The organism is Gracilimonas mengyeensis (genome assembly GCF_900182705.1).
In the GTDB taxonomy this organism is placed as follows: domain Bacteria; phylum Bacteroidota; class Rhodothermia; order Balneolales; family Balneolaceae; genus Gracilimonas; species Gracilimonas mengyeensis.
This window is the reverse complement of sequence record NZ_FXTP01000008.1, coordinates 72,112-96,482: the sequence shown is the minus strand read 5'-3', so window position 1 is coordinate 96,482 and position 24,371 is coordinate 72,112. Positions and strand designations below refer to the sequence as shown.

General features: G+C 46.2%; 21 protein-coding genes. 7 read left to right on the top strand and 14 right to left on the bottom strand.

Annotation, left to right across the window (positions count from 1 at the left end; all coding sequences use genetic code 11):
- The first annotated feature begins 37 nt into the window (after positions 1-37).
- The 3 genes from FN815_RS10270 to FN815_RS10260 all read left to right on the top strand — a co-directional run bounded on the left by FN815_RS10270 (position 38) and on the right by FN815_RS10260 (position 2,968).
- Complete coding sequence (locus FN815_RS10270) at positions 38-1,471, top strand: PQQ-dependent sugar dehydrogenase (RefSeq protein ID WP_142454553.1); 1,434 nt, start codon at positions 38-40, stop codon at positions 1,469-1,471.
- 173 nt (positions 1,472-1,644) lie between these two features.
- Positions 1,645-1,935, top strand: a complete 291-nt coding sequence (locus FN815_RS10265; protein ID WP_142454552.1) for an HU family DNA-binding protein — start codon at positions 1,645-1,647, stop codon at positions 1,933-1,935.
- On the top strand, positions 1,925-2,968 hold the full coding sequence (locus tag FN815_RS10260; protein WP_185957259.1) for an HU family DNA-binding protein: 1,044 nt from the start codon (positions 1,925-1,927) through the stop codon (positions 2,966-2,968). Before FN815_RS10265 ends, FN815_RS10260 begins: the two co-directional genes overlap by 11 nt.
- A gap of 64 nt (positions 2,969-3,032) precedes the next feature.
- Here FN815_RS10260 and hemW read toward each other — a convergent pair whose 3' ends face one another.
- From hemW to FN815_RS10235, 5 genes are all read right to left on the bottom strand, one after another.
- Positions 3,033-4,172: a radical SAM family heme chaperone HemW gene (hemW, locus tag FN815_RS10255; protein WP_142454550.1), complete on the bottom strand. Its 1,140-nt coding sequence runs from the start codon at positions 4,170-4,172 to the stop codon at positions 3,033-3,035.
- Positions 4,173-4,250: 78 nt separating this feature from the next.
- Positions 4,251-4,793 carry a gamma carbonic anhydrase family protein gene (locus FN815_RS10250; protein ID WP_142454549.1) on the bottom strand — a complete coding sequence of 181 codons (543 nt, stop codon included), beginning with the start codon at positions 4,791-4,793 and terminating at the stop codon, positions 4,251-4,253.
- Between the two features lie 302 nt (positions 4,794-5,095).
- A complete protein-coding gene (locus tag FN815_RS10245; protein WP_142454548.1) occupies positions 5,096-5,848 on the bottom strand; it encodes a DUF3667 domain-containing protein in 753 nt (250 codons plus the stop codon).
- 167 nt (positions 5,849-6,015) lie between these two features.
- Positions 6,016-7,266, bottom strand: coding sequence for a S1C family serine protease (locus FN815_RS10240; RefSeq protein WP_142454547.1), 1,251 nt, complete (start codon positions 7,264-7,266; stop codon positions 6,016-6,018).
- Between the two features lie 235 nt (positions 7,267-7,501).
- Positions 7,502-8,470, bottom strand: coding sequence for a DHH family phosphoesterase (locus tag FN815_RS10235; RefSeq protein ID WP_142454546.1), 969 nt, complete (start codon positions 8,468-8,470; stop codon positions 7,502-7,504).
- A gap of 137 nt (positions 8,471-8,607) precedes the next feature.
- Between FN815_RS10235 and FN815_RS10230 the strand changes: the two genes are divergently transcribed.
- On the top strand, positions 8,608-9,258 hold the full coding sequence (locus FN815_RS10230) for a thiamine diphosphokinase (RefSeq protein ID WP_142454545.1): 651 nt from the start codon (positions 8,608-8,610) through the stop codon (positions 9,256-9,258).
- 132 nt (positions 9,259-9,390) lie between these two features.
- Positions 9,391-9,741, top strand: coding sequence for a hypothetical protein (locus FN815_RS10225; RefSeq protein ID WP_142454544.1), 351 nt, complete (start codon positions 9,391-9,393; stop codon positions 9,739-9,741).
- Positions 9,742-9,987: 246 nt separating this feature from the next.
- Here the strand turns inward: FN815_RS10225 and FN815_RS10220 are convergent, their stop codons facing one another.
- Both FN815_RS10220 and FN815_RS10215 read right to left on the bottom strand, forming a co-directional pair.
- A complete protein-coding gene (locus FN815_RS10220; protein WP_142454543.1) occupies positions 9,988-11,808 on the bottom strand; it encodes a T9SS type A sorting domain-containing protein in 1,821 nt (606 codons plus the stop codon).
- Between the two features lie 179 nt (positions 11,809-11,987).
- Complete coding sequence (locus FN815_RS10215; RefSeq protein ID WP_142454542.1) at positions 11,988-13,796, bottom strand: T9SS type A sorting domain-containing protein; 1,809 nt, start codon at positions 13,794-13,796, stop codon at positions 11,988-11,990.
- A gap of 78 nt (positions 13,797-13,874) precedes the next feature.
- Here FN815_RS10215 and trhO point away from each other — a divergent pair, with 78 nt between their 5' ends.
- Together trhO and FN815_RS10205 are read left to right on the top strand one after the other, a co-directional pair.
- Positions 13,875-14,831, top strand: coding sequence for an oxygen-dependent tRNA uridine(34) hydroxylase TrhO (gene trhO, locus FN815_RS10210; RefSeq protein WP_142454541.1), 957 nt, complete (start codon positions 13,875-13,877; stop codon positions 14,829-14,831).
- Positions 14,832-14,871: 40 nt separating this feature from the next.
- On the top strand, positions 14,872-15,804 hold the full coding sequence (locus tag FN815_RS10205; protein ID WP_142454540.1) for a pseudouridine synthase family protein: 933 nt from the start codon (positions 14,872-14,874) through the stop codon (positions 15,802-15,804).
- A 32-nt stretch (positions 15,805-15,836) separates the two neighbouring features.
- Here FN815_RS10205 and FN815_RS10200 read toward each other — a convergent pair whose 3' ends face one another.
- The 7 genes from FN815_RS10200 to gcvT all read right to left on the bottom strand — a co-directional run bounded on the left by FN815_RS10200 (position 15,837) and on the right by gcvT (position 24,276).
- Positions 15,837-16,973, bottom strand: a complete 1,137-nt coding sequence (locus FN815_RS10200) for an ATP-binding protein (RefSeq protein WP_142454539.1) — start codon at positions 16,971-16,973, stop codon at positions 15,837-15,839.
- Between the two features lie 229 nt (positions 16,974-17,202).
- Positions 17,203-17,994, bottom strand: a complete 792-nt coding sequence (locus FN815_RS10195; RefSeq protein ID WP_142454538.1) for an alpha/beta fold hydrolase — start codon at positions 17,992-17,994, stop codon at positions 17,203-17,205.
- 3 nt (positions 17,995-17,997) lie between these two features.
- Positions 17,998-19,038, bottom strand: a complete 1,041-nt coding sequence (locus tag FN815_RS10190) for a lysylphosphatidylglycerol synthase transmembrane domain-containing protein (protein WP_142454537.1) — start codon at positions 19,036-19,038, stop codon at positions 17,998-18,000.
- A gap of 172 nt (positions 19,039-19,210) precedes the next feature.
- On the bottom strand, positions 19,211-19,891 hold the full coding sequence (locus tag FN815_RS10185; protein WP_246075228.1) for a LolA family protein: 681 nt from the start codon (positions 19,889-19,891) through the stop codon (positions 19,211-19,213).
- Positions 19,881-22,424, bottom strand: a complete 2,544-nt coding sequence (locus FN815_RS10180; protein ID WP_142454535.1) for a DNA translocase FtsK — start codon at positions 22,422-22,424, stop codon at positions 19,881-19,883. Before FN815_RS10180 ends, FN815_RS10185 begins: the two co-directional genes overlap by 11 nt.
- Positions 22,417-23,154, bottom strand: coding sequence for a 2-phosphosulfolactate phosphatase (locus FN815_RS10175; RefSeq protein ID WP_142454534.1), 738 nt, complete (start codon positions 23,152-23,154; stop codon positions 22,417-22,419). Before FN815_RS10175 ends, FN815_RS10180 begins: the two co-directional genes overlap by 8 nt.
- A gap of 21 nt (positions 23,155-23,175) precedes the next feature.
- Entirely contained in the window at positions 23,176-24,276 is a 1,101-nt protein-coding gene (gene gcvT / locus FN815_RS10170) for a glycine cleavage system aminomethyltransferase GcvT (RefSeq protein ID WP_142454533.1), read from the bottom strand.
- Positions 24,277-24,371: the final 95 nt, after the last annotated feature.

Here is a 24,371-nt window from a genome sequence, read left to right as displayed (position 1 = left end):
TGTGTTAGATCTATACAAGCTAACAAAAGGTATGCCTATGAAACGACTGTATTACTTCCTGTTCGTAGTTATTTTTGCGCTGATCTCTGTAAATGCTTCTGCCCAATTCGAGGTAGTAAATGCTTATCCCAACCTCAGTTTTAACGCCCCTATTGATTACCAATACGCTATGGAAAGTGATTCACGGGTGTTTGTGGCCGAACGGAGCGGACAGATAGTGTTCTTTGAGAATAGTTCAGGCGCATCTGAAACAACCGAATTTCTGGATATTTCAGATCAGGTAGAAACGACAGGGGAAGGAGGCTTGCTGGGTTTTGCCTTTCATCCTGATTATGAGAACAATCTTTATGTGTATGTCTATTACACAGCGGCCGATCCTTTCCGTTCGGTGGTGTCCCGTTTTGAAGTCCCTGAGGCAGGTGGGGCCGCTGATGAAGGCACAGAACAGGTGTTGTTAGAAGTGGATCAACCCTATACCAACCATAACGCCGGGCAAATTCGCTTTGGTCCCGACGGCTACCTGTATATCGCTCTTGGCGACGGAGGCAGCGGTGGAGATCCGGAAGATAACGGCGAGGACCGCACTACTTTGTTAGGCTCTATTTTGCGGATTGATGTGGATGAAACCGAAGGCGACCTTAATTACGGCATCCCTGCAGATAATCCTTTTGTTGACAACAGTGAAGGATACCGGGAAGAAATTTATGCATATGGACTTCGTAATCCCTACCGGTTTAGTTTTGACGCGGAAACAGGCGAGCTTTGGGTTGGAGACGTGGGGCAATCCACCCGCGAAGAAATTGATGTGGTGGAAAAAGGCCTGAATTATGGCTGGAATACCATGGAAGGAAGCTTGTGCTACGAACCATCGGATGGGTGTGAAACCGAAGGAAGAGAGCTTCCTGTATATGAATACGGTCGTTCGGAAGGTGGTTCAATCACTGGAGGATTTGTATACCGCGGGGAAGATATCCCTGACTTATATGGACGCTACGTTTATGGCGATTTTGTGTCCGGCAATCTTTGGTCGTTGGCCTGGGATGGAGAAACGGCTTCGGATAATCAGCTGATTGATAATCTTGGTGGCGGCTTGCTTATTATGTTTGGGGAAGATCAAAACCAAGAACTCTACTTTGGCGGCTTTGACGGCAATATCTACACGTTTGAATCATTAGCCACCAGCACCGAACAAAACAGCCAGGGGCCAAACGCCATAAAGCTTCAACAAAATTATCCCAATCCTTTTAATCCATCCACAGAAATAACCTATCAACTTCCCAATGTGGCAGAGGTTGACCTGAGAGTCTACAACATGCTGGGGCAGGAAGTAGCGGTGTTGGCCAACGGCCAAAGACAAGCCGGACCTCATACCGTACGTTTTGACGGGGCCGGTCTTTCCAGTGGTTTATACATTTATCGCCTGCGTGCCGGTCAAACGGCACTCACCCGTAAAATGACGCTGATGAAGTAGTTTTGAGGGAAAAGGAGATAAGTGGATAAGGAAATAAGGATATACGGCACACTTCATTCAAGTATTTGCTACTTGTTCCACATACTTTGCGTAACCACAAAAGTCCAATAATTGCTTATTTGCCGCAATTGGCATTTATTCCCTAATCCAAAGGACTTAAAGACGGATTCGCTATGACCAAAGCCGACGTAATAAAACAACTTGCAGAAGAATTAGATCTGACGCAGGAGGAAACCGATCAGCTGTACGATTCTTTTGTGGAGGGCATGATTACCCTGTTATCCAACAACCGTGGCTTTACCTTGCCGGGCTTGGGAAGCTTCCATGCTGAAGTGAGGACGGAACACAAATCCTATAATCCACATTACCAGCAAATGATGAAGATACCGCCCAAAAAGGTGGTGCATTTTAAGCAAAGCAGTGTGCTGCGTGATGAATTAAATGAGGGCGAGGATGAGCAATAAGGTTACGTACACGGAAATTGTAGAGGCACTATCTAGGAAAACCGGCTTTAGCAAGAGTAAGAGCGAGGAGTTTATCAAAGGGGTGATAGGCCTTGCGAAACAAGATCTGGATGAAAACGGCAAGGCTGTAATCACCAATTTTGGTAGTTTTACGGTGAAGGAAGTGGCCGAGCGTCAGGGACAAAATCCCCAAACCGGCGAGCCTATTACCATCCCGGCACATAAACGCGTGAATTTCTCCGCGTATAAACCTCTGCGTGAACGCGTAAATGCACCTTTTGCCCATCTTGAAACCGAACTATTGGAAGAAGAATCCGGTACAGATGAGCAAGAATCGGAAGTAACTCCTCCACCTAAAGAGGCTGAGGCGAAAAAGGAGCCCGTCTCTCCATCTTCCCGCAAAAAAGACAATGATAATTCAGGGCTTATGATTGCAGCATTGCTGCTGTTAGTGATTGTAGCTTTGGCCTCCGGCTGGTTTTTGATGACGGCTGATGAGGAGACTCCGGCCACCGATCAGGCCGCGATAGAAACTCCTCAGACGCCTGAAGCCACCGAAACTATGGATGATGTGGCCATGGAAGAGAATTCGGAGGAAACCAACACAGAACAGGTCGGACAAGCGGATTCGCCACAAGCCACCGAGCCCCAAAGTGATAGTTTGCCAGAAAATCCGGAAACTACTGAACAAAGGGCTACCGGATCGGTTGATACGCCGGAAACTTACCAAGTAGAATCGGGCGAATGGTATTGGGTGATTGCTGAAAAAGTGTATGGGGAATCCGGCTTTTGGCCGCTGCTATTCCAAGCCAACGAAACTCTGGAAGACGATCCCGATCAGCTGTATCCAAGTATGGGACTTGAGGTGCCCGAGCTGGAAGGCACAGTAGCAACCCCTACAAGCAATGATTACCAGCGGCTGGCTTTGGCCTCCACGATGGTTTCAGAAGCTTACCAAAGGGCAGGAAAAACGGAGAAGGCTGAGGAATACGCCCGCTTTGCAGAGAAGTGGGAAAGGCAATCGCGACAGTGAAAAGAGTTTTTAGTGGTGAGGTTTTAGGTTTTAGTGTTGTGTTTGGCAAACTAACAACTCAACACTATGCTGCCGTTACCAAATCCAGCAGAATGGCATCCGCGATTTTGAGGCCTTGTTTGGTCAGGCGTACGCGTTCACCGGTTTCAACTTTACCCTGCTTTTCCATTTGTTGCAGGTAGGCTTTTTGTTTTGGGGAGAAGGTGAACTCATACCGCTGCTTCAGTTCCTCCAATGTGATACCTTTAGCCGTTCTTAGTCCGAGCATCAGTCGCTCTTCGGCTAAGGTGGGCAGTCTCAGCTTTTCTTTATCGTGGGGTGATGTCCATCCGCTTTCCAGGTAGTGGTTTAAGTCCGGCTTATTACTCCAGCGATGAGCCGTTTCCAGGTCTTCATCCCACCAAAAAGAATGGGCAGCCGGACCCAGCCCAAGATAATTTTCATGACTCCAGTAGCTGGAGTTATGCACGGCTTCGCTGCCCGGTTTGGCGTAATTGCTGACTTCGTATTGCTGAATACCGGCTTCTGCCAGTTTTTCCACCACCAAATCAAAGTGATCGGCTACTACGTCGTCTTCGGGCGGGGCGATGCGTCCCAGTTCTACCTGTTTACCAAGACGGGTACGTGGTTCCACCGTCAGAGAGTAGGCTGAGATATGCGGAGGATTAAACTGCAGCAACGTATCGATATCTCGCTCCAGCATGTCCAGAGATTGTTTGGGGTTGCCGTAAATCAAATCCGTTGTAAAGACTTCAAAGTCGGAAACGGCGAGAATTTCCAGACAGCGAAGGGCTTCGTCTGAGGTATGAGCACGATGCATGAAATCCAGCAGGTCGGCATCAAAACTTTGTACGCCCATACTGGCGCGGTTGATGCCCGCAGATTTCAATCCCGCCAAATATTCCCGGCTTACATCATCCGGGTTCATCTCCAGGGTGATTTCCTCCAGTGCCACCTCAAAGGTTTCGTCTATGGCCTGCAGAATGTCTTCCACCTGTTGGGGTGAAAGCAGTGAAGGCGTTCCTCCTCCAAAATAGATTGTGCGAACTGCTTCATGGGTGAACCGGCTATCTTTCTTAGACCGAATCTCTCTCAGCAGCTCATCCACAAAATTCTGCTTCTGCTGATGACGGGTCACAAAGTAAAAATCACAGTACGAGCACGCCTGCTTACAAAAAGGAATGTGAATATAGAGGCCGCTCATAGTTGAATTTATGAATTTTGAATTATGATTGAGGAATGGTCCAGTACAAATTCAGCATTCATAATTCAGCATTTCCAATTACTTAGAGTAGAAAGGGTTTTCGTCGTAGGTGTCTTTTTGCTGGTAGGCGCGGGAGTACTTCACGTAGTTATCAGCGTATTTGGGGATGGAGGCCAGTTCTTCTTCCGTGAGTTTGCGGGCTTTTTTAGCAGGTGAGCCCATGTACATGTAGCCGCTTTCCAGGGTTTTTCCGGGAGGCACCAGGGTTCCGGCGGCCACAATCACATCCGGTTCAATCACTACTTCATCCAAAATAGTTGCGTTGATGCCTATCAACACGCGGTCTTTGATGGTGCATCCGTGCACCACGGCGCCATGACCAATGGTTACTTCATTGCCAATGATGGTGGGGCCGGTTTGGTTCATCACGTGGATGCAGACGTTATCCTGCACATTGCTGCGATCACCAAGCTGGATGTAGTTTACATCACCGCGAATGGTGACGTTGAACCACACGCTGCATTCTTTGCCAAAGCTCACATCCCCGATAATGTCGGCGCTGGGTGCCACAAAAACAGTGTCATCAAACTCGGGAGTGCGTTTCAGAAATTCGTAAATCATAAGGGTAAAAAGAGTTGAATTATTTTTGAATGAAGATAATCAGAATTGGAACGAGTTGTGAGAGTGAGTTGCAAGAAGCAGATCCAGTGTTTCGGGTTGAGCTATGGTTACCAATGCGTTCGAACGCGGAGTAATATCAAAATATCGGCTGTTTCTCTTAAGTCACTGCTCGCTTGAGGTCTATCCCCTTACTGTACTTTCCCTCGCTAAAAACTTAGATATCTGAAGAACTGGGGAAAATTAGGGGTTAGAGTTGCAGGTAGCGGGTTTCGTGTTGAGAGTTTTTACTACCGGTGTCGAATTTATAGCCAAAAGAAAAGATACAGGAATACCACGGCGGCCATAAACAGGCTGTAGCCCATCATGATGAGGAAGGATTTTAGCAAGCTCTTGCCCCATCCTTCATCAAAAACATTTTTTACAAAAAGTACCAGGTAGATAAAAAACGATAATTTGGCCAGGCTTGAAACGGCCGTTACCAGGAATGAGCCGGCAGATGAAAGACTAATCGTATTTAAAGTATGGTCGCATATCGAAATCACCCCAAAGAAAAAGAACCAGATGACGTGGAGGTGAACGGAGAAGATGAGGAACTGTACATAAAACCGTTTCTGCTTTCGATGAACTAATTGCACCACCCAGGCGAAAGCCGGAACCAGAACAATCATGGAATACCGGAGAAAATCACCAAAAGCATCTTCTTCTCCTCCAAAGTTTATTTTTGCTAAAAGAAACTGGTTGCTATCCACCAGGGATATCACCAAGAAGTAGAGAATGCTGGCGGTGATGTACAACCGAAGGGGAGGCAGGTAGCGTGCTCGCTGGCCTTCAATGTATTTTTTAGTGACGTATCCAGGCTTAAGAAACAGGTCTTTGATGGTTGTAAACACCCGGTTGTCGATATTAAAAAGGGTCTCTGCAGCGTCCTTCACAAATTCCCGCATGGGCACATTGGTAGACTGCGCCTTTTGCCCGCATTGATAGCAGTAATTGCCCTTTAGCAAGGTATCGCAATTCAGGCAGTGGTCGTTATGTACCTCAGTGGATGTATTCACCCTGCCAATATAGCAAAGCTTTCGACTTTAGCAACGGTTTTAGCGGTCGGCAACCTCTACGTTCCAACGCAGAGCGTAGGAACGAGGGGCTATATAAATGGGAAAGTGAAGTCGAGCTACTTAAAAACTTCGAAATTCAATGTTGAATGTTCAGTGTTCGATATTCCCTACCTGCCTTGCACGCGCTTCCTTAGCTCCATAGTGGTTTTATACTGCTTGTTTTCGCGGATGAGATGAAGCTCCATCTCCTCGCCTTCCTTGTACTCACGCATCAGGGCCCATGCGTGCATTTCACTGGTTACGCGCTCCTCGCCAATTTGCACAATTACATCACCGGGCATAATGCCGGATTCGTAAGCCGGTCCGTTTTTATTTACCTCGGTCACAAACAAGCCTAACACTCGTGGGATGTTGCGGTATTTCATAATGAGCTCGCGGGTTACCGGTTGAAATTTCATCCCGGGATCGTAATCCAGCGAGACGCTTCCCGACTCTTTCAGCTGGGAGACAATCTTCAAAATGCGGTTGCTGGGGATGGCAAAACCCAATCCCACAAAACCGGCGCTGGTCCCCCCGGTAAAAATAAAAGCATTCATTCCCATCACTTCGCCGTTGCTGTTTACCAGCGGTCCGCCTGAATTGCCGCGGTTGATGGCTGCATCGGTTTGAATCATCTCCACATACACGCGCGGTTCCTGTGGGTCGGGACGGAAATCACGCTCTTTGGCACTTACCACGCCCACGGTTACAGACGGCTGTCCGTCATGAAACAGTCCAAAGGGGTTGCCCATCGCAATAGCCCACTCGCCCACCATGATTTGATCAGAGTCGGCAAAGGTAACATAGGGGAATTTTTCGCGATCACTTTTGATGCGCAGCAGGGAGATGTCGGCGAGTTCGTCGGCGCCCACCAATTCGGCTTCGTAGGTGTTGCCATCTGTAAGCACCACTTTGATGGTTTTGGAGTTTTTGGATGCCACATGCTCATTGGTCAACACCAAGCCGTCTTCACTGATAATAAAACCCGAGCCGGCACTTTTCACTTCGCGCTGTACAGGCACATCAAAATACCGGAAGAAGAAGGAGTCGAATTCCCGGGTGTAGCCACGCTGCAGTTCGGTTACGGTGATGCTTACCACGGCTTTCCCGGCTTCACTGACGGCCTTCGTGATGGCATTACGGCGGGAATCAGCAATACTGTTTGTGGATGTTGAGGTTAAGGCTTGGTCATCCGCAACAGCATTAGTTTGATCGGTACTATCTGCTTCTTCCGCCGGCGCTACGGGTTGGTTTTGAGCGGTAGCCGTAGTAGAGCTGGAAACAAGCTGGGGCGCGTTTTGATCCGGTTTTTCGGAATCGGCACAGCCAGCCAGCGTTAAAATCAAAGCAACGAATAAAAAATAGTATCTATGCATCATATAGTCAGGATTTTAGGCCTGTTTATGTTCATGTATTACTCAAAATAAGCAGGTAGCTAACGAATGTTTGCAGTAAAGAATTGTAATATGATTATGCAAGCGGATCAAATGGGAAAATGTCTTTTGTATTCCTGTTGTTTACTAATTGAACTTGCTGAGCTTTGGCAACATTTACCCTCCCCTTAATCCCCTCCAAGGAGGGGAAACTTGTTGGTGAGATTGCTTCATTTATCTGCTATGCTTCAGAGTCTAATTGTTCTTTTCCTACGGCAATTACTTCTTCGATGGCTTTGTTTAGCGGACCGGGATGCCAGGCGCCGGCGGCTTTTTTGTGTCCGCCCCCGTTAAACTGCCGGGCCCATTTGTTTACATCTACGGGGCTTTGTGAACGCAGGCTTAGCTTGATGCGGTCGCCATCTTCCCGCAGCAGTACGCATGCTTTTACGCCTTCGACGCTTAGCGGATATTGCACAAATCCTTCGGTGTCTTCTTTGGTACAGCCGGTATCTTCCAGCATTTTTTGGGTGATGGAGATGGTGGAAAAATCACCGCCGGCATGCAGGGTGATTGTTTCCAAAGCCATGCTCAACAGTTTAAGCTGGCGCAGTGGACGGGATGCATACAGCCGCTCGGCAATTTCGTTTGGAGTGAACCCGCCCCGGCGCAGCAATTCGGAGCCCGCCCGCATGGTTTCGGAGGACACACTGTCGAACTGGAATGAACCCGTATCCGTGACGATGCCCGTAAACATCGCTTTGGCAGCCGCGGCATCAACCTGTTCGATATCATACTCTTCGTACAATTGGTAAATCAGTTCACAGGTTGAAGAGCTTTCTTCCCGCGATACAAATTCCTCAAAAACGTCCTCCGGGTCGGGGTGATGATCAATCATGTACACCGGCTTGTCGAGGTCCGCAATTTTCTCGGCTTCATCTCCGAAGCGATGCAAGGCATTACCGTCTACTACCACAAAGGCATCAAAGTTTTCCAGGTTTGTGGGCTTTTGGATAGGGAAAAAATCGGTTAGCCAACTCAGGTTTTCGGGGACGTCATCTTCATTGAAGGCCGAAACTTCTACCCCGTTTTTTTGTAGCCACAGGCTAAGAGCCGTCTGGGCGCCGAGGCAATCGCCGTCGGGACGCACGTGAGAAAATACCGCAATATTTTTGTGGGATAGTAGCTTTGGAATGAGTTGGTTGAACATGTATGACTGTAAATGAAATGGATAAGTGCAATAACATCCGGGAGTGCCGGTTGCAAAGGGTGAATGGTTCCCGCCAAAAATAGGCGAACATTGCTACAAATACATGTATTTTATGTCACGAATCTTTAATCAACTTTATGGATGTGCACGCGGTAATTGTTAGCAACGGGATGGCACCAAAAGCCTCTCTGATAAAATCGGAAACAGAAAAAGCTGATTTAGTAATTGGGGCCGATGGCGGAGGGAATGCTTTGCTGGAGCAAAATATCAGCCCCGATGTAGTGATTGGCGATTTGGACAGCTTCATCAAACCAAATAAGGTGCATTTTGAACTGATCCATGATCCTGACCAGGAAACCAATGATTTGGAGAAAGCCCTGAAATACGCTTCAGATCAAGGGGCTGAAAGTTGCACTGTTTTAGGGATGTACGGGCTGAGGATGGATCATGCATTAAAGAATATATCGGTGCTGAAGCAGTTCACCCCAAAATTTAAACAGCTGGTTTTTAAAGACGACCGTTTTTCTACCTGGCACATCTCCCAAAAAATAGAAGCCAAAGTTGAGAAGGGAACGGTGATATCACTGTTTCCGCTGTCTGGAAAAACTTCTGGTATTGTTACCAAAGGACTTAAATATTCGCTGGATGATGAAAGCCTGGAAAATGGTTTGCGCGACGGCACGTCTAATGAAGCTTCGGAAGAACTCATCAGCGTGGAAGTGAAAGAGGGTGATTTAGTAGTGTTTATCGAAAATAAGGGAACAGTTGAGGTTGTGTATTGGCGGTAGTTATTGGTTAATGGGATTTTATAATTGAAAAAATCTACCCACAACCATTAACGGTTAACAAGATTACCACTTATAAAGTTATATGGCTTTTAGTATATTTGGGCAGAATTTATCAAACCAAAAATATCGCAGATGCAATACACACAGAATTATTTTTATCTCTGCAAAACCCCTTTGAGTGCGGAAGGCCCCGAGCATGTTGAAATTATAACCCGCGCAGAAGACAGTGAAGATTTTCCACGGGTTTTCAAGGAATACGAAGAGCTTCGTTCTCACGCTTTTAATGATGATGATATTTACAGCGTAGTTCGAGCCGATGACATTTATGATCTGGTACGCACCGGCACCGAAAAGCAAGCTAAAGAATTAGCCTACGACAAAGCGGAGCAGGAAATCATTACTAACCTGCAACATCGTGTGATGCAAGGCAAAGATCCAAACGCAAAAGCCATCCTTAAAGAAGTATATGATATCGAGGAATAACGGCTAAGTTTTTTTAGATCAGATTTTACCAAAGCCCTGAAATTAATCTTCAGGGCTTTTTTGTTGGCTTTAGTGTAGGATAGTTGATTTGAGCGTTGGACCATATCAAAACAGAATGCCAAAATACGTCCTTTTAAAACCCTCCCAGGAGGGGAAACTTGCTGGCAAAATACCAACAGATACGTTTCTTCTTGCACCTTGCTCCTAGCCCCTTGGGCTTAAAACCTCACCTCTAACACCTAAAACCTATTTAATCAGCGTCATCTTTTTCACGTGTACTTTGTTGCCAATTTTCAGCCGGTATAAATACACGCCGGAGCTGAGACCGCTGCCGTCAAACTCTTCTTCGTAACGTCCTACTTGCAGAAAGCGGTTGAGGAGAGATTTCACCTTTCTTCCCGTGATATCATACACCTCTAAATTGACCCGTGCGGGTTCGTTGAGGTCAAAGGCGATGGTAGTGCGGGGATTGAATGGGTTAGGGTAATTTTGATATACTGCAATTTCTTCTGGTAAGTCGAGATAGTCGGGGTCTCTTATTTCGATGGTATAATCGCTGCTCCCCACCGATAAGCTTAGGTTTCTGGTTGCTTCGGACAGGTCAAAATTGGTTATGACAATGCCTACACGTTCTACATCTTCCCAAACTATATCGTTGGGCAAGTATACCTGGGGCTTATCCCGGCCTGCTGCCGCACGTTCTAATACCTCGCCGGTTTTTAAATATATCAAAGCTCCCAAGCCGATTTGGGTTGAGTCAAAATCCACCGCCAGGTTTACATATCCTCGGTCGTTGGGTTCAGGAACCACTTCAATATACCGTGCGGCCAGTTCGTTGATATCATCAATAGAAATTTGCTCAGAAGGGGTGCCGATCAAAGACTCATCGAGGTTTGGGGTAGGGTAGTCGCTTTTTTCTTCAAAGCCATAATTGCTTGTAGGTGCATTTTCACCCGAAGCAAAATGCCAGAGATGGTTGCGAACAAGCTCTTGACCAAAATCGGCGCCGTAAAAAGGCAAGGTTTGGATCATAGCCTCATCGATGCCTATCAAGTTATTTTCTTCAATTAAATCCCACACATCCACCCAGAACTCATTGCCGAATACTTCCGAATAGTAAATCATCCAGCTTACATAATTGTAGGCAACGGGCGCGCTGCGGGCCGGGTTATAAAAAAGAGATTCCAGGTTTGGTTCCTGTCCATCAAGTGTTCTTTTAATGTAATTGTAGTAGTCGTTTACGTCATCAAATACGACCTCTTCCATCAGGGTTGCATCCATTTCAATCCAGTCATTGGATCTGATGGGAAGTCCCCAGCGGTTCTGTTGGTACTGGATGGCGTGTTTAAATTCGTGGGCCATGGTAGCATATAAAGCACCGATAGCATGGCCTTCAGGATGTGTATTAGCGGGAAAACCAACGAAATCGTTTTCTATATAAATACAGGTTTCTACATTATCCGTGTTGCAAGGGAAGTTTGAATCGCCCTCACTTGTAACCCCGTAAAAGCCCATATTTTGTAAATACACATCGTATTGAAAACCTTCAGGAATGGGATCGCTGAAGCCTAAAGTCAGCACTTCATGGCGGTAACTGGAGTCTGCTGAAAAGGCTGTTTTCTCCACGTAATCGGGGAGGCCGTTGTTGTTGAGATCTTCTGCCGGCACGGCATCAGGACCACTGCTGTCGTAATGAATTTCAAACTTACCAGATGGAGAGATATAGCTGTGCTGCATGGTTACATCAGCGCGAGCCTTGGTTTTTGCTAAGGAATCAATTTTTTGCAGCGTTTGGGATGAAAGCTCATTACGGTGATTCTTTAAAAAGATAAAAGCCGGCGTAGCACATTTTTGATGATTGTCGGTGTAAGCATCCGCTTCAAAAATCAGCCGGAACTGTCGGAGGGCCGCTTCATTCACATCCATTTCACCCCGAACAAAAGCCTGCTGAATCTCAAGAAGGTCATGATGATCATGGCTTTGATGCTGTGCCAGAGCAGGAATTCCGAAGCTTGAAAAGAGGAATAAGGCCGCCAGGAATGTTAATTGTGGCCGGTATGTATGCATTATTGGATTTTACTTAGCTGGGATGTTCGCAGAAAGAACGTTATAAGGTAACAGTTCTTATAATTTAAAGAGAAGGTTATACCGTATTTAAATTTTCATCCTCTGGCGGACCCTAATTTGTCGGGGCTTTTTATTGATAAAAACGACTAACCTAATTCTTGATGATACAATCTTGAGCCTTATTTAATTAGTGTCATCTTTTTTATGTACACCTGATTGTCAATGCGGAGGCGGTAGAAATACACGCCCGAGCTAAGTCCGCTGCCGTCAAATACTTCTTGGTGGCCACCCACCTGTAGGTAGCGGTTGATCAGGGTTTGTACCTTTTGCCCTGTAACATCAAATACATCCAGTTTTACAAAGGCCGACTGGGGAAGTTCAAATTCAATGTTAGTACGAGGGTTAAATGGGTTGGGATAGTTTTGAGAAATGGCAATTTGATCCGGTAATTCCACATAGTTTGGATCCGTAATCTTAAAGGAAAACTGGTTGCTACCTACTAAGAGGCTGAGGTTTCGGGTGGTGTCCGTTAAACTAAAATTGGCAATGACAATACCCATTCGGACCACTTCTTCCCAAAGTACGTTGGTGGGCAGGTATACCTGTCCTTTATTGCGGCCGGCATCAGCTGTCTCTACCACTTCTCCGTTTTTCAGGTATAACAGCGCACCAATACCTGCCGTGGTTGAGTCAAACTCTACGGCAAGGTTCACATACCCTCGATCGTTGGCGGCAGGTATGATCTCATAATAGCGAGCGGCCAGTTTATTTACATCCTGAACGGGGATTTCCTCAGAGGGTGCGCTCGCTAAAGCGTTATCAGTATTAGGTGTGGGGTAGGCTGATTTTTCATCAAAACCGTAATTGGTAGCAGGGGCATTGGCACCCGAGGCAAAATGCCAAAGATGATTCCGTACGAAGTCGGTGTCAAAGTTGCTCCCGTAAAAGGGCAGAGTTTCTATCATGGCCTCATCAATGCCTTTGGTATTGTCGGCTTCAATTAGATCCCACACATCCACCCAAAACTCATTGCCAAGCATTTCGGAGTAGTAAATCATCCAGCTTACATAATTGTAGGCCACAGGGACACTACGGGCAGGATTATAGAAAAGAGAGGAAAAATTTGGTTCTTTTCCGGTAAACGTGCGTTTGATATAGTTGTAGTAATCATTTACGTCATCAAAAACCACTTCCTCCATCAGGGTGGCGTCCATTTCTCTCCAGTTCGCACGACCAGCCGGGCCTCTCCATTGATGTTGTCTATACTGTATGGCATGCTTGAACTCATGTGCAATGGTGGCATACAAAGCGCCAATGGCATCCCCTTCGGGATGCGTGTTAGATCGAAAACCTTCAAAATCGTTTTCAACATAAATATTGGTTCCGGCAGGTTCATCTCCAGCAGGGTTGGTTCGCCCATAATATCCTGCTACATCATGTTGTAAAATAATTTCATATGTGCTTCCTGATGGAATAGGATTGGTGAAGCCCAAAGCTAATACTTGATGGCGGTAACTGGAGTCGGCTGCAAAGGCAGCTTTTTCTACATAATCGGGAATGCCATTATTGTTCAAATCGTCTGTGGGGACTGCATCCGGTCCGCTGGTATCATAATAAATATCAAATTTGCCGGATGGAGAGATATAATTGTGCTGCATATCTGCAGCCGAACGGGTATTACTTTTCACCAAAGCATTAATTTTCTGCAGGGTTTGGGGGCTAAGCTCATCCCGGTGATTCTTCAGAAATATGAAAGCAGGCGTGGCACATTTTTGATGCTTTATACCGGAAGCTTCGGGCTCAAATATAAGCCGGAACTGTTGGAGAGCTGCTTGGTTCACATCCACATCACCCCGAACAAAAGCCTGCTGCACCTCGAGAAGGGCATCGCGGTCATGGCTTTGGTGCTGCGCCAAAATAGAAATCCCATAGCCTGAGAACAGGAGTAAGACCGCCAGGAATTTTAATTGTGGCCGGTATTTATGCATTATTGGGATTTTCCTTAACTTTGGTGTTCGCAAAAAGAACGTTGAAAGGTAACAGTTCTTAATAATTTAAAGAGAAATATGTATCAAGTAATACTGTATTATAATTTTCAGCCTATTGAGGATCCGGAGCGATTTTGTAAAGCTCACAAGAAATTTTGTAAAGAGATTGGCCTGATGGGCCGTATTTATATATCTGAAGAGGGATTAAACGGCACGGCTGCTGGCACCGATCAGCAAATTGAGGAATACAAAAACTATGTTTGGTCGCTGCCCGGTTTTGATGACACCGAATTTAAGCAAGAAGAGAGTGATTATATTCCCTTTCCCCGCCTGACCTGTAAAGTACGGGAAGAGATTGTGGCCCTCCACGTAGATGATGTAAATCCTGAAAACGGTGGCAAATACCTGGAACCGGAAGATTGGCGACGCGTGATGGAGCAAGAAGACGATTACGTGATGATTGACGTGCGTAATAACTACGAATCCAAAATCGGGCATTTTGAAGGAGCTATCCAACCTGATGTGGAAAATTTCTATGATTTCCCCCAATGGCTGCAAGAGGCTGATATCCCCAAAAACAAGAAAGTGCTGATGTATTGCACCGGGGGTATACGCTGCGAGAAGTTTTCTGTGCTGATGAAAGAGGAAGGCTGGGAAGACGTAAACCAGCTGCACGGCGGTATCCTGCGCTATGCCCATGAGCAGGGTGGCAAGCATTTTAAAGGTAAGTGCTTTGTATTTGATGATCGCCTCGTAGTTCCCGTAAACCCGCAGGATCTGTCTCCCATCGCCCGTTGTGAAATTACCGGCAAACCCGCTGATACCTACATCAACTGTGCCAATATGGAATGCAACAAGCTGTTTGTATGCAGCGAAGAAGGCGCCCGTCAGATGGAAGGTTGTTGCACCGAAGAGTGTCGACAAAGCGAGTACAAACGACCTTTTGATCCTGAGAATGCCTTCCGTCCATTCCGCAAGTGGTACAACTATTTTGGGGAAGAGTTTAAAGAGCGCGAAGTCAGTGCAGCTAAATAAATTTACCAAAGAAAAAACCTGACAGGTCTCTCTGATTCTTATGAATGATTTTTCAAAAGAGGCTGCACACTGCCCGGTTCGTATCGTTCCGCCTTACCCCAATACCTATCGGTTTAAAGTGAAGGCGGAGCACGCGGGCACTACCCTGCTCCGCTTTTTGACGGACCGGTTTCCCTTCAGAAATCAGCAGGGCTGGGAGGCTAAAATCGGCCAGGGTTTGGTCGGGGTGAATGGCGAAGAAGTGGCGCCTGACTATACGCTTTCTTTTCGGGATGAAGTGTTTCATCATAATCCCCGGGTAAAAGAACCGGCCGTACCCAATAATGTGCGCGTGCTACGGCAAACGGATGACTACCTGTTCGTCTACAAACCGGCGCCCCTGCCTATGCATCCCGGCGGGCGGTATAACCGGAATTCCCTAACGGCTATTCTTTTTGAGCAGGGTTTTGATGACTTGCGCATTGTGCACCGGCTAGATGCAGTGACCTCCGGCATTGTGCTGTTTGCCCGTAATAAAGCTTTTGCCACCAAAGCTATCCAATGTTTTAGTGAAAGCAAGGTAGAAAAAACCTATTACGCCGTGGTTGCTGGAGCTCCGGAAGAAGATTCGGTTACCATTGAAACCTCCATCCGGCGAAAACATGGCTTTGTGTTTGAATGTCACCCTGAATTGGAAAACGGCAAACGGGCAGTCACTCACTTTGAAGTTATGGAGCGTCGGGATGATGATACGTCTTTAATAAAATGCCGGCCGAAAACGGGACGTACCCATCAGATTCGTCTGCACCTGGAGCACTGGGGTTTTCCGATTGTGGATGATCCCATCTATGGACCCAATGGCGATAAAAGCAGCCGAAAGGCACAAAAGACACACATCAGCTTATTAAATGCAGGGTTGGTTATTGAGGGGCTTGGGGTAGAGTGTGTATTAAAGGAGTCAGAATTCAAAACTCAGCATTCAGTAATTATTTGAATAAGATGTTAGGGAACAAGCAGCTGATTTCATTAGGTTGAGTTCCATTCCATTACAAAATCCCTGAAATTTTCACGATGAATGCCTTTTATATCAGCTTGGTAGTTTTTAGTGAAAGTTTTGGGAAAGTGAATATTTCGTTTGGGATTCCATTTAAACTCATACGCATATATTTGTTTGCCTGAAATTTCCACGTAATCTATTTCTTGTTGCTGCTTTGTTCTCCAGAAGTGCATTTTAGCCGGTTTCCTTTCATAGCGTAATTGTTTAAGGCGTTCACTTACCAGAAAATTTTCCCAAAGGCCTCCGAGGTCTGTCCTTCCTTGCAGGGGATCATAATCATGGATTACAGCATTTCTTATCCCATTGTCATAAAAATATATTTTCTGGTTCTTCTTTATCTCATTCCGCACATTTTTACTAAAAGCCGGTAGTCTAAACAGCACAAAGGCCTTTTCCAAAATGTCGATATAATTGCTGACAGTCTTAGGATCAAGGCCCACCAAATCGGCTAACTCTTTATGAACTACTTCTTGCCCAACCTGATGCGCAATAGCCTGTACCAGTTTTTGTATAATGTCCGGTTTGCGAATACCCGCATAGTTAAGAATATCCTTATATAAATAACTGTCAACCAATTCAGCCAAGATTTCCCGGGGCTGTTCAGGATTATTGAGTACTTCTGGATAAAATCCGTACACTAAACGGTTTTCTATATCCTGTTCAGCTTTTACATACCCAACATGCTGTTGCCATTCATTCCAGCTTATCGGAAATAAATTATACGTCCACTTTCGTCCCGTTAGTGGTTCCTGTAAGCTGTTATTTAAATCAAAAGCAGAAGAGCCACTCAGTATGAGCTGCTTTTCTTTAAATTGATCCGTGATAATTTTTGCGGTAAGTCCTATGCTGGAAATGCGTTGTGCTTCGTCTACAAAAATTACTTTGTTTTCCCCTATAATCTGACGAATCTGTTCGGTATTTGGCTCATCCAATAATCGGCGAACGGTCGGGTCATCACCATCCAAAAAAAGAACGTGGGCATCGGTAGCTTTTAAAAGCTCATTAATTAATGTAGTTTTGCCAACGCGTCTTGGCCCAATGACCACCAAAGCCCGTCCCTCAAAAAGACGGTTTTTAAGCTGTTCTGTTAACTGACGCTTGATCATTAACGCTCAAAGATAAAGTGTGAAAAACTATAACAAATATAACTAAACAGGAATATAATCCAAAATGGTTATAACTAAACAGGAATATAATCCAAAATGGTTATAACTATTTTGGATTAGAGGGGCTTGTCCTTCCTAAAAGGGAAATAGGTAATGCGGTGATAAGGAAGCGAGGGCTCCAGTTTCCATTCTGAATCCTGACTTCTGAATTCAGAATTCCTAAAAAACATCACCCCTTAAAAAAGGCAGTAGCGATACGGGCAAATTGTTTGGGCTTGTCAAGAAAGGCGTAGTGACCGGCATCCTGGATAATGACCATGGCGGCATTTTGAATCCCTTTTTCTATGCGTCTGCCTTGATAGACCGGAGTGGCGTCATCGTTTTCACCCCAAAGCAACAGCACCTCATGGGGAATCTTGGGCAGGGTAGATTCAAGGTGTTCAGAGACGGATTTAACGAAAGTCTCGCGCATCACCCCGCTGAGCTTGCTGTAGTCGCTGGAGCCCAGGCTTTTCCAAAGAGCGGTGCCACGGAGCCATCCAAGGGCTTTTTCGCGCAAGCTTCCGGGTAAAAGTACAAAAGGAGCTTTGAGTAATTTGGCCGTGTATTTTCTGATATAGAACTTAAGGGAGCGTTTGGGTTTCATGCCGGCACCGCCCGTGATCAGCACTTTATCGATATGGGTTTTGCCAAATTCGCGGGCGCAGAGTTTCAGGGTGATACGTCCGCCGTAAGAATGTACCAGTAAGTCCACTTTTTCGGCTCCTAGGTGTTCAATGAAGGTTTGAACGGCATCGGTGTAGTCGTCGATATTCCAGGCTCGCTTGGGCTCTGGGGAGTCGCCAAAGCCGGGTAAATCCAGTACGTAGCAGGCGCGCAAGTGAGCGAGGTTTTTGGCCACAGGCATCATCACACGTTTGCTGCTACCCCAGCCATGCAGAATCACCAATGGTTTGCCTTCCCCTATAGTTTGGAATGCGATGTCCTGATTTTGGTAGGTAAATGTTTGTGCCTGAGCCATTTGTTAAGCCTCTTGTGAAATGGTATTTGCCTCCCGCTTCATCCCCAAAAACTTGTCGATTGCCAACAGGCTTGGAGAGGTAATAAAAATAAGCACCAGGGTGGCGGCGTGAGAAATGGTGGCATAAGCCAGGCCGGTAGCTTCCGGTACGCCATAAAAAATAAACAAACTTTTGGTGATAAAGAGGTGATAGGAGCCAATACCGCCGGGTGTAGGAATAGTAAGCCCCACTGCACTTACAACCGTAAGTACTACAGCCTCTTGTATACCAAGATCGTACACGGTTTGCATGTCAAACATCCAGAAACCAATGTAGGTCATGGAAATATAGAGCACCCAGATTAAAGCAGAATAAAAAATAAACAGTGGCCAGTTTTTAAGTTCACGGATAGCAAGGAGTCCATCTACAAAGGTGCGGATGATTTTCTGAATTTTGATGACGATCTCAGCAATTTTTCCCTCGGTTTTTTCAGCCGCTTTTTTGAAACCCCAGTACAACAGTGCCAAGGCTGCCACTGCAATCACCCCAAACTTCAGTAAAGAAAGAATCATGTTTATTTGTGTTTCCTGATTGGTAATGTCGATGCCGAAAAGGCGTGAAAGCACTTGCGGGTCTGCAATCAGGAATACAACTACAAAAGCCATTAACAGCAGCATACCCAGCAAGTCCACTACGCGTTCCAGTACAATAGTGCCTATGATTTTACTGTTGCTTTCGCCCACTTGCCGGGCTACGTACACAGGGCGGGCCACTTCGCCAACGCGGGGCAAAGGGATGTTGACGAGATAGCCAAACATCACGCCTGTAAATAAGGTGATCTTGGGAGGAGTTCTTTCTTTGTTGGTGAAGAGCATCTCCCACCGCAGGGCGCGGACATAATGGGCAAATAAGGTAGCTGCAGTAAAAGGCAACAGCCACCACCAGCTCATGTTGCGGGCGGATTCCACCACCTCACTGAATTCTACCGACCGAAAAGCCAACCAAATGAAAAGTGCTCCAAGAGCTACGCTGCCAAGTACTTTAAGTATTTTTTTATTCTGCATTAAAAACTTGCTAATTAGGGTCGTCCTTCTTCGATTGCTTTCTGGATTTCCTTCATGGTTAAAGAGCCTCTTGCAGACTCCCTAATTCTCTTCGCTCTTTCTAATAGTTTCTTTACATCGGATTTTTTCATGGCTTTCAAAATCAAACCGTTATTTAATCTATTCAAATATACTAATACCTCATATCAACCACTTCTGCATCGGCAGGGTATTCCAACTCAAACAAGCCAGACTGCGAACCCACAAACTTTCCTTCTTCAAACCGTGTCACAATTTCGTTGTCTGAGATATCCCATGCGGTGATTTTGACCGGACGGTTTTGGCGATCCAGCATGATTTCAACTTGCACAAACACGGCAAAGTCGTCGGTGCTCTCCAGGGTAATTTTGGTTTGATTACGGAGAGATTCCTCTGATACAGTATAGGTGGAATCAATACCACTGAGCATGCGGGATGGTGCAAAATCATCGTCTTCCGGCTCATAATAGTCAATGATTACGCGGTTGCGATTCATGTCATATACGCGAGAGAATTTGCCGTCTACCACTACTGTTTGGCCTTCGCTCTGAAGCTTGTACCGATTTTTATCAATCCAGATGTTGCCGGAGCTGCTCACGCTTTCGCCGGTGTAGGAATCGGTGTAAGTATGATTGAAATCGGCTACAAATACTTCACCGCTCTCGAAGCGTTCTTTAAGCTGATCGAAGTTGGGAGTTTGAGCGATCAGACTGGTGGTGGAGATCAACATCACCCCAAAAAATAAGAGTAGTACCTTTGGCCAGGTTTTGGAGACTACCTTAACCTGCCGAGAGCTAAGGCCTGAAAGCTGAAAGCTCTCACTATCATCCTTCATACTCATCCAAATTGTCCAAAAGTTCCTGAAGCTCGTCTTCGTCCTGTACCAGAACGTCGCGAGCGGTACTGCCTTGATATGGTCCAACAATGCCTGCATTAAATAATTGATCTATGATTCGTCCGGCGCGGTTATAGCCGATTTTTAGTTTACGCTGCAACAGTGAAACCGACCCCTGCTGGTGAATAACTACCAGTTTGGCTGCAGCCTCAAAGTATTCGTCTATGTCTTCTAACGGATCAGGGATGTCTCCAGTATCATCTTTTATGATGGGCAGGTGAAAAGGTTCCTTGTAGCCGGCTTGCTGGCCGATAAAGGTGTTAATTTTTTCTACTTCTTCGGTGGATACAAAGGCATTTTGGATGCGAACCATGCCAGTTCCGTTGTTGAAAAGCATATCCCCCATTCCAATCAATTGATCGGCGCCGCCCTGATCTAGGATGGTTCTGGAGTCTACTTTGGAAGCTACCTGGTAAGCAATGCGGGCGGGGAAGTTGGCCTTGATGGTCCCCGTAATTACGTTCACCGACGGACGTTGTGTGGCTACCACCAGGTGAATACCAATAGCCCGGGCCAGCTGTGCAAGTCGTGCAATGGGTTCCTCAATTTGTTTGCCGGCAGTCATCATCAAGTCAGCCAGCTCATCAATAATTACTACGATGTAGGGCAGGTGGCGGTGACCGAGTTCCTCATCCAGCTCACCGGTTTTAAATTTTTCGTTGTACGATTTGATGTCGCGGACCATAGCCATCTTCAGCAGGTCGTAGCGATCATCCATTTCTTTACAGAGGCTTTCAAGGGTTTCCTGCGCTTTGGTAGTATCAGTGATAATGGGCTCATCTGAATCAGGCAACATGGCCAAAAAGTGATTTTGGATATTGCGATACAGCGAGAGCTCGATCTTCTTTGGATCTACCATCACGAACTTGAGATTATCGGGATGGCACTTGTACAGCAGGCAGGTGATGATGGTATTGATACCTACCGACTTACCAGAACCGGTAGCCCCGGCGATGAGCAAGTGAGGCATCTTGGTGAGGTCAATCATAAAAACCTCGTTCTCAATGGTTTTTCCAAATGCTACAGGCAGGGTCATGTCCGTTTCAACGAACTTCTTGGTGTTGATGACCTCCTTGATATACACTGTTTCGCGCGTGCTGTTGGGCACTTCAATACCTACGGCTGACTTGCCTGGAATGGGCGAAAGCATACGCAAGCCTTTGGAAGCCGTAGCCATCTTCAGGTCATTGGAATAGCTCTCAATCTTGGAGATTTTAACGTCCGGGGCCGGTTCCAGCTCATACAGCGTTACCGTAGGACCAACAATAGCATTGATGCCCACAATCTCAATTTTGTGGCGCTTCAGTTTATCAAGGATGATGCGTTTGTTTTCCTTGATCTCTTCCAGGTCCACTTCGTTGCCTTCAGCAGGCGGCGGGTCCAATAAGTCCACTTTGGGGAACTTGTACTTGATGACTGGCACTTCTTTGGCCTTCTTCTTATTCATCTTGTCGAGGTCTTTCTCATCGGCCTGCTCCTCGCCTTTGCCTACATATACCGAAACCTCGATGTCGTCTTCGTCCTCGTCAATTTCTTCCTCTTTCTCGAGGGTGGCACGCTGCCGGGTATCCAGAGTACCTGCTTCGGCTTTCTCTTGTTCGCGCTTCTCGCGATCCTGTTCTTCCGATTTCTCCACAATTTCATCAATGGAAGGGGCCGGTTTTACGGGTTCTTCTTCGCTTTCAGCTTCGGCAATTTCTTTTTTCTGAAGCTCTTTCTCTTCCTGTTTTTGTTTCTTCTGAGCGGCTTGTTCTTCTTTCTTCTTTTCCTGCTCAGCACGCTTTTGAGCTATCCGTTCTTCGCGTTCTTTGGCTTTTTCTTCTTTGCGAAGTTGTCGGGCGGCCCGGCGTTCATCCAGTTTTTCCTGCAGGTTCTCCATCCACAGTTTCATATTGTCGATGGTTTTTTGGAGATCACGGTCTACAAACATCAGCAGGGTAATCAGCATCAACACAGAAAGAATAATGATGGAACCGATGTTGGTGATATTGTACAACACCTGGGCAATGGCTACTCCTGCCGTGCCGCTCCATATAGAATCATCCGGGAAGGAAGCATGGGCATTTAGCCATCCGATGAATGTGGAAAGCAAAATCATCCCCCAAACCGATAACACTGTTAGCCAGCCCAGTTCTCTGATATCTCTCCGCCGAAAGATATGCCAACCGTGGTAGCCTACAATCAGGGCCAATATAATGCTGGTGTAGCCAAACAAGCTGTGTACCAGATAATGAGAGATATAAGCTCCAACCGGACCCAACCAGTTTTGCACCAGCCGGGAATTTGCATCCGGATTAAATAAATCCAGGAAAGAAATACTCCGGGCGTATTGATAATCTTCTGGATTATAGGAGAGAATACTAAGCCCCAGCAACACCGCAATGGAAATTACGATAATGCCCATAATTTCTTTTTTGCGGTTGGCGTCTAAGCCGGAGGTTTTACCGGATGTATTTAAGTCTTTTTTAGCCATTCAGGTTTGTAAGAATTCCATCCCGCATACCGGGAAGCACATCAAATTCATTTACTTTACAACAAAAGGCAAGATCCTCCGACGAAACAACATCGGCCAGTCGCTTGGCATAGTCACTTTCGCGGATCGCCTGTTCTATATCATCCCCATATTTTTGGAAAAGACCAAATGCAACTTTGGCTCCGTCTTTGGCGGCGGCTGGTAAATTTCCTTCGCAGATGGTGTGAAGCATCGAGCCTGCAAACAAAATATCTTCAATGGAAATCCGTCCGCGCCAGCCGGAGCAAATCAGGGCCACTTCACCTTCTCGACCTTGCAAGGCATTGATGATGCTTTGCTGATTGAGGAACGTACCGACCAACACTTCGTTGGCAAGAGAGGCTTTTTTAATAGCCTTGGTGCCATTGGTGGTATTAAATATCAGGGTTTTGTCCTTAACTACATCGGGGCCATATTCGGCAGGAGAATTTCCCAGTTGGTAGCCGTCAATTTTGATGCCGTTTTTCTCGCCGCACAGCAGGTAATCTTTTTGATCCATAGTGGTGGCAATTTTCATGGCATCGCTCATATCGGCTACGGGAATTACTTTCTTGGCGCCGTTATGAATAGCAGTAGCAATGGAAGAAGAAGCGCGGAGTACATCAATGATAACAGCCGTTTTGCCGCGTAGTTCTTCCTCTTGGAAGGCCTGTAATGAAAAAAATACGTCTATGTGTTGTATGTCGGTCATGGTTCTCTCTAAATAAAAAAATTATTGATTGATAAACGGGGGACGTGTAATCACTGCCGGTGCCGTTCGGTTCCGTATCACCAACTGTATCTCAGTGCCTTCATCTGCATAGGATTTATCAACATACCCCATTCCTATACCTTTACCCAAAGTGATGGACATTGTTCCGCTGGTGACTTCACCAATGGGTTCGCCATCCTGATTTTGGAGTTCATAGCCCTGGCGGGGAATGTTACGCTTTCCCTCTACCATAAAGCCTATCAGTCTTCGGTTCAGCCCTTCTTCTTTCTTTTGTTGAAGTGTGGCTTTCCCAATAAAGTCGCCTTTATCAAATTTTGTAATCCATCCGAGGCGGGCCTCGAGTGGGTGGGTGTTTTTGGTGATGTCGTTGCCGTATAAGGCATAGCCCATCTCTAGGCGCAAGGTATCGCGGGCGCCTAAGCCACAGGGCTCAATGCCGAATTCCTCACCGGCCTCAATGATGGCTCCCCAAATAGCTTCCGGATCGGCTATGTTTTTATCGAAATACAATTCAAATCCTTTTTCCCCGGTGTATCCGGTGGCAGAAAAAACTATGTTTTCAATCCCGGCCAGGCTGCCCATCTTAAAAGAATAAAACCCGATATCGCTGAGGTCCAAGTCGGTCAGCTTTTGAAGGGTGTCGATGGAGTTGGGGCCTTGTACGGCCAGCAGGCAGGTGTTGTCTGATTGATTGATCACTTCAGCATCAAAGCTGTTATTTTGGGTAATCCAGTCAAAATCCTTTTTAATGTTGGAGGCATTTACCACGGCAATGTAACCAGCGTCATCATACAATTTGTACACAATCAGGTCGTCCACAATACCGCCGTCTTCGTAACACATGCAGGTGTATTGGGCTTTGCCATCCGTAAGTTTGGAAGCATCGTTCACCGTTACTTTCTGGATTAAATCCAAGGCTTCTGGGCCGTGAATATAGAATTCGCCCATGTGCGATACATCAAAAATACCTACGCTTTCGCGAACAGCTTTGTGTTCTGCCTTGATGCCCTTGTACTGAACAGGCATTTCAAAACCGGCAAAATCAACCAATTTGGCTCCGGCTTTTTGATGGATGTGATAAAAGGGCGTTTGTTTAGCCATGTATAAGGATAAAATCTGTGTTCATGAATTTTGGGATACTATTACCCCAGATTCCTGTTTTTCGATAAGGCGAAAGGTAAGGCTTTGTTCACCAA

Bases quoted from the DNA above. Each gene is read 5' to 3' on its own strand.
- FN815_RS10270 (WP_142454553.1), top strand. From the start codon at position 38: ATGAAACGACTGTATTACTTCCTGTTCGTAGTTATTTTTGCGCTGATC.
- FN815_RS10265 (WP_142454552.1), top strand. From the start codon at position 1,645: ATGACCAAAGCCGACGTAATAAAACAACTTGCAGAAGAATTAGATCTG.
- FN815_RS10260 (WP_185957259.1), top strand. From the start codon at position 1,925: ATGAGCAATAAGGTTACGTACACGGAAATTGTAGAGGCACTATCTAGG.
- hemW (WP_142454550.1), bottom strand. From the start codon at position 4,172: ATGAGCGGCCTCTATATTCACATTCCTTTTTGTAAGCAGGCGTGCTCG.
- FN815_RS10250 (WP_142454549.1), bottom strand. From the start codon at position 4,793: ATGATTTACGAATTTCTGAAACGCACTCCCGAGTTTGATGACACTGTT.
- FN815_RS10240 (WP_142454547.1), bottom strand. From the start codon at position 7,266: ATGATGCATAGATACTATTTTTTATTCGTTGCTTTGATTTTAACGCTG.
- FN815_RS10235 (WP_142454546.1), bottom strand. From the start codon at position 8,470: ATGTTCAACCAACTCATTCCAAAGCTACTATCCCACAAAAATATTGCG.
- FN815_RS10230 (WP_142454545.1), top strand. From the start codon at position 8,608: ATGGATGTGCACGCGGTAATTGTTAGCAACGGGATGGCACCAAAAGCC.
- FN815_RS10225 (WP_142454544.1), top strand. From the start codon at position 9,391: ATGCAATACACACAGAATTATTTTTATCTCTGCAAAACCCCTTTGAGT.
- FN815_RS10220 (WP_142454543.1), bottom strand. From the start codon at position 11,808: ATGCATACATACCGGCCACAATTAACATTCCTGGCGGCCTTATTCCTC.
- FN815_RS10215 (WP_142454542.1), bottom strand. From the start codon at position 13,796: ATGCATAAATACCGGCCACAATTAAAATTCCTGGCGGTCTTACTCCTG.
- trhO (WP_142454541.1), top strand. From the start codon at position 13,875: ATGTATCAAGTAATACTGTATTATAATTTTCAGCCTATTGAGGATCCG.
- FN815_RS10205 (WP_142454540.1), top strand. From the start codon at position 14,872: ATGAATGATTTTTCAAAAGAGGCTGCACACTGCCCGGTTCGTATCGTT.
- FN815_RS10200 (WP_142454539.1), bottom strand. From the start codon at position 16,973: ATGATCAAGCGTCAGTTAACAGAACAGCTTAAAAACCGTCTTTTTGAG.
- FN815_RS10195 (WP_142454538.1), bottom strand. From the start codon at position 17,994: ATGGCTCAGGCACAAACATTTACCTACCAAAATCAGGACATCGCATTC.
- FN815_RS10190 (WP_142454537.1), bottom strand. From the start codon at position 19,038: ATGCAGAATAAAAAAATACTTAAAGTACTTGGCAGCGTAGCTCTTGGA.
- FN815_RS10185 (WP_246075228.1), bottom strand. From the start codon at position 19,891: ATGAAGGATGATAGTGAGAGCTTTCAGCTTTCAGGCCTTAGCTCTCGG.
- FN815_RS10180 (WP_142454535.1), bottom strand. From the start codon at position 22,424: ATGGCTAAAAAAGACTTAAATACATCCGGTAAAACCTCCGGCTTAGAC.
- FN815_RS10175 (WP_142454534.1), bottom strand. From the start codon at position 23,154: ATGACCGACATACAACACATAGACGTATTTTTTTCATTACAGGCCTTC.
- gcvT (WP_142454533.1), bottom strand. From the start codon at position 24,276: ATGGCTAAACAAACGCCCTTTTATCACATCCATCAAAAAGCCGGAGCC.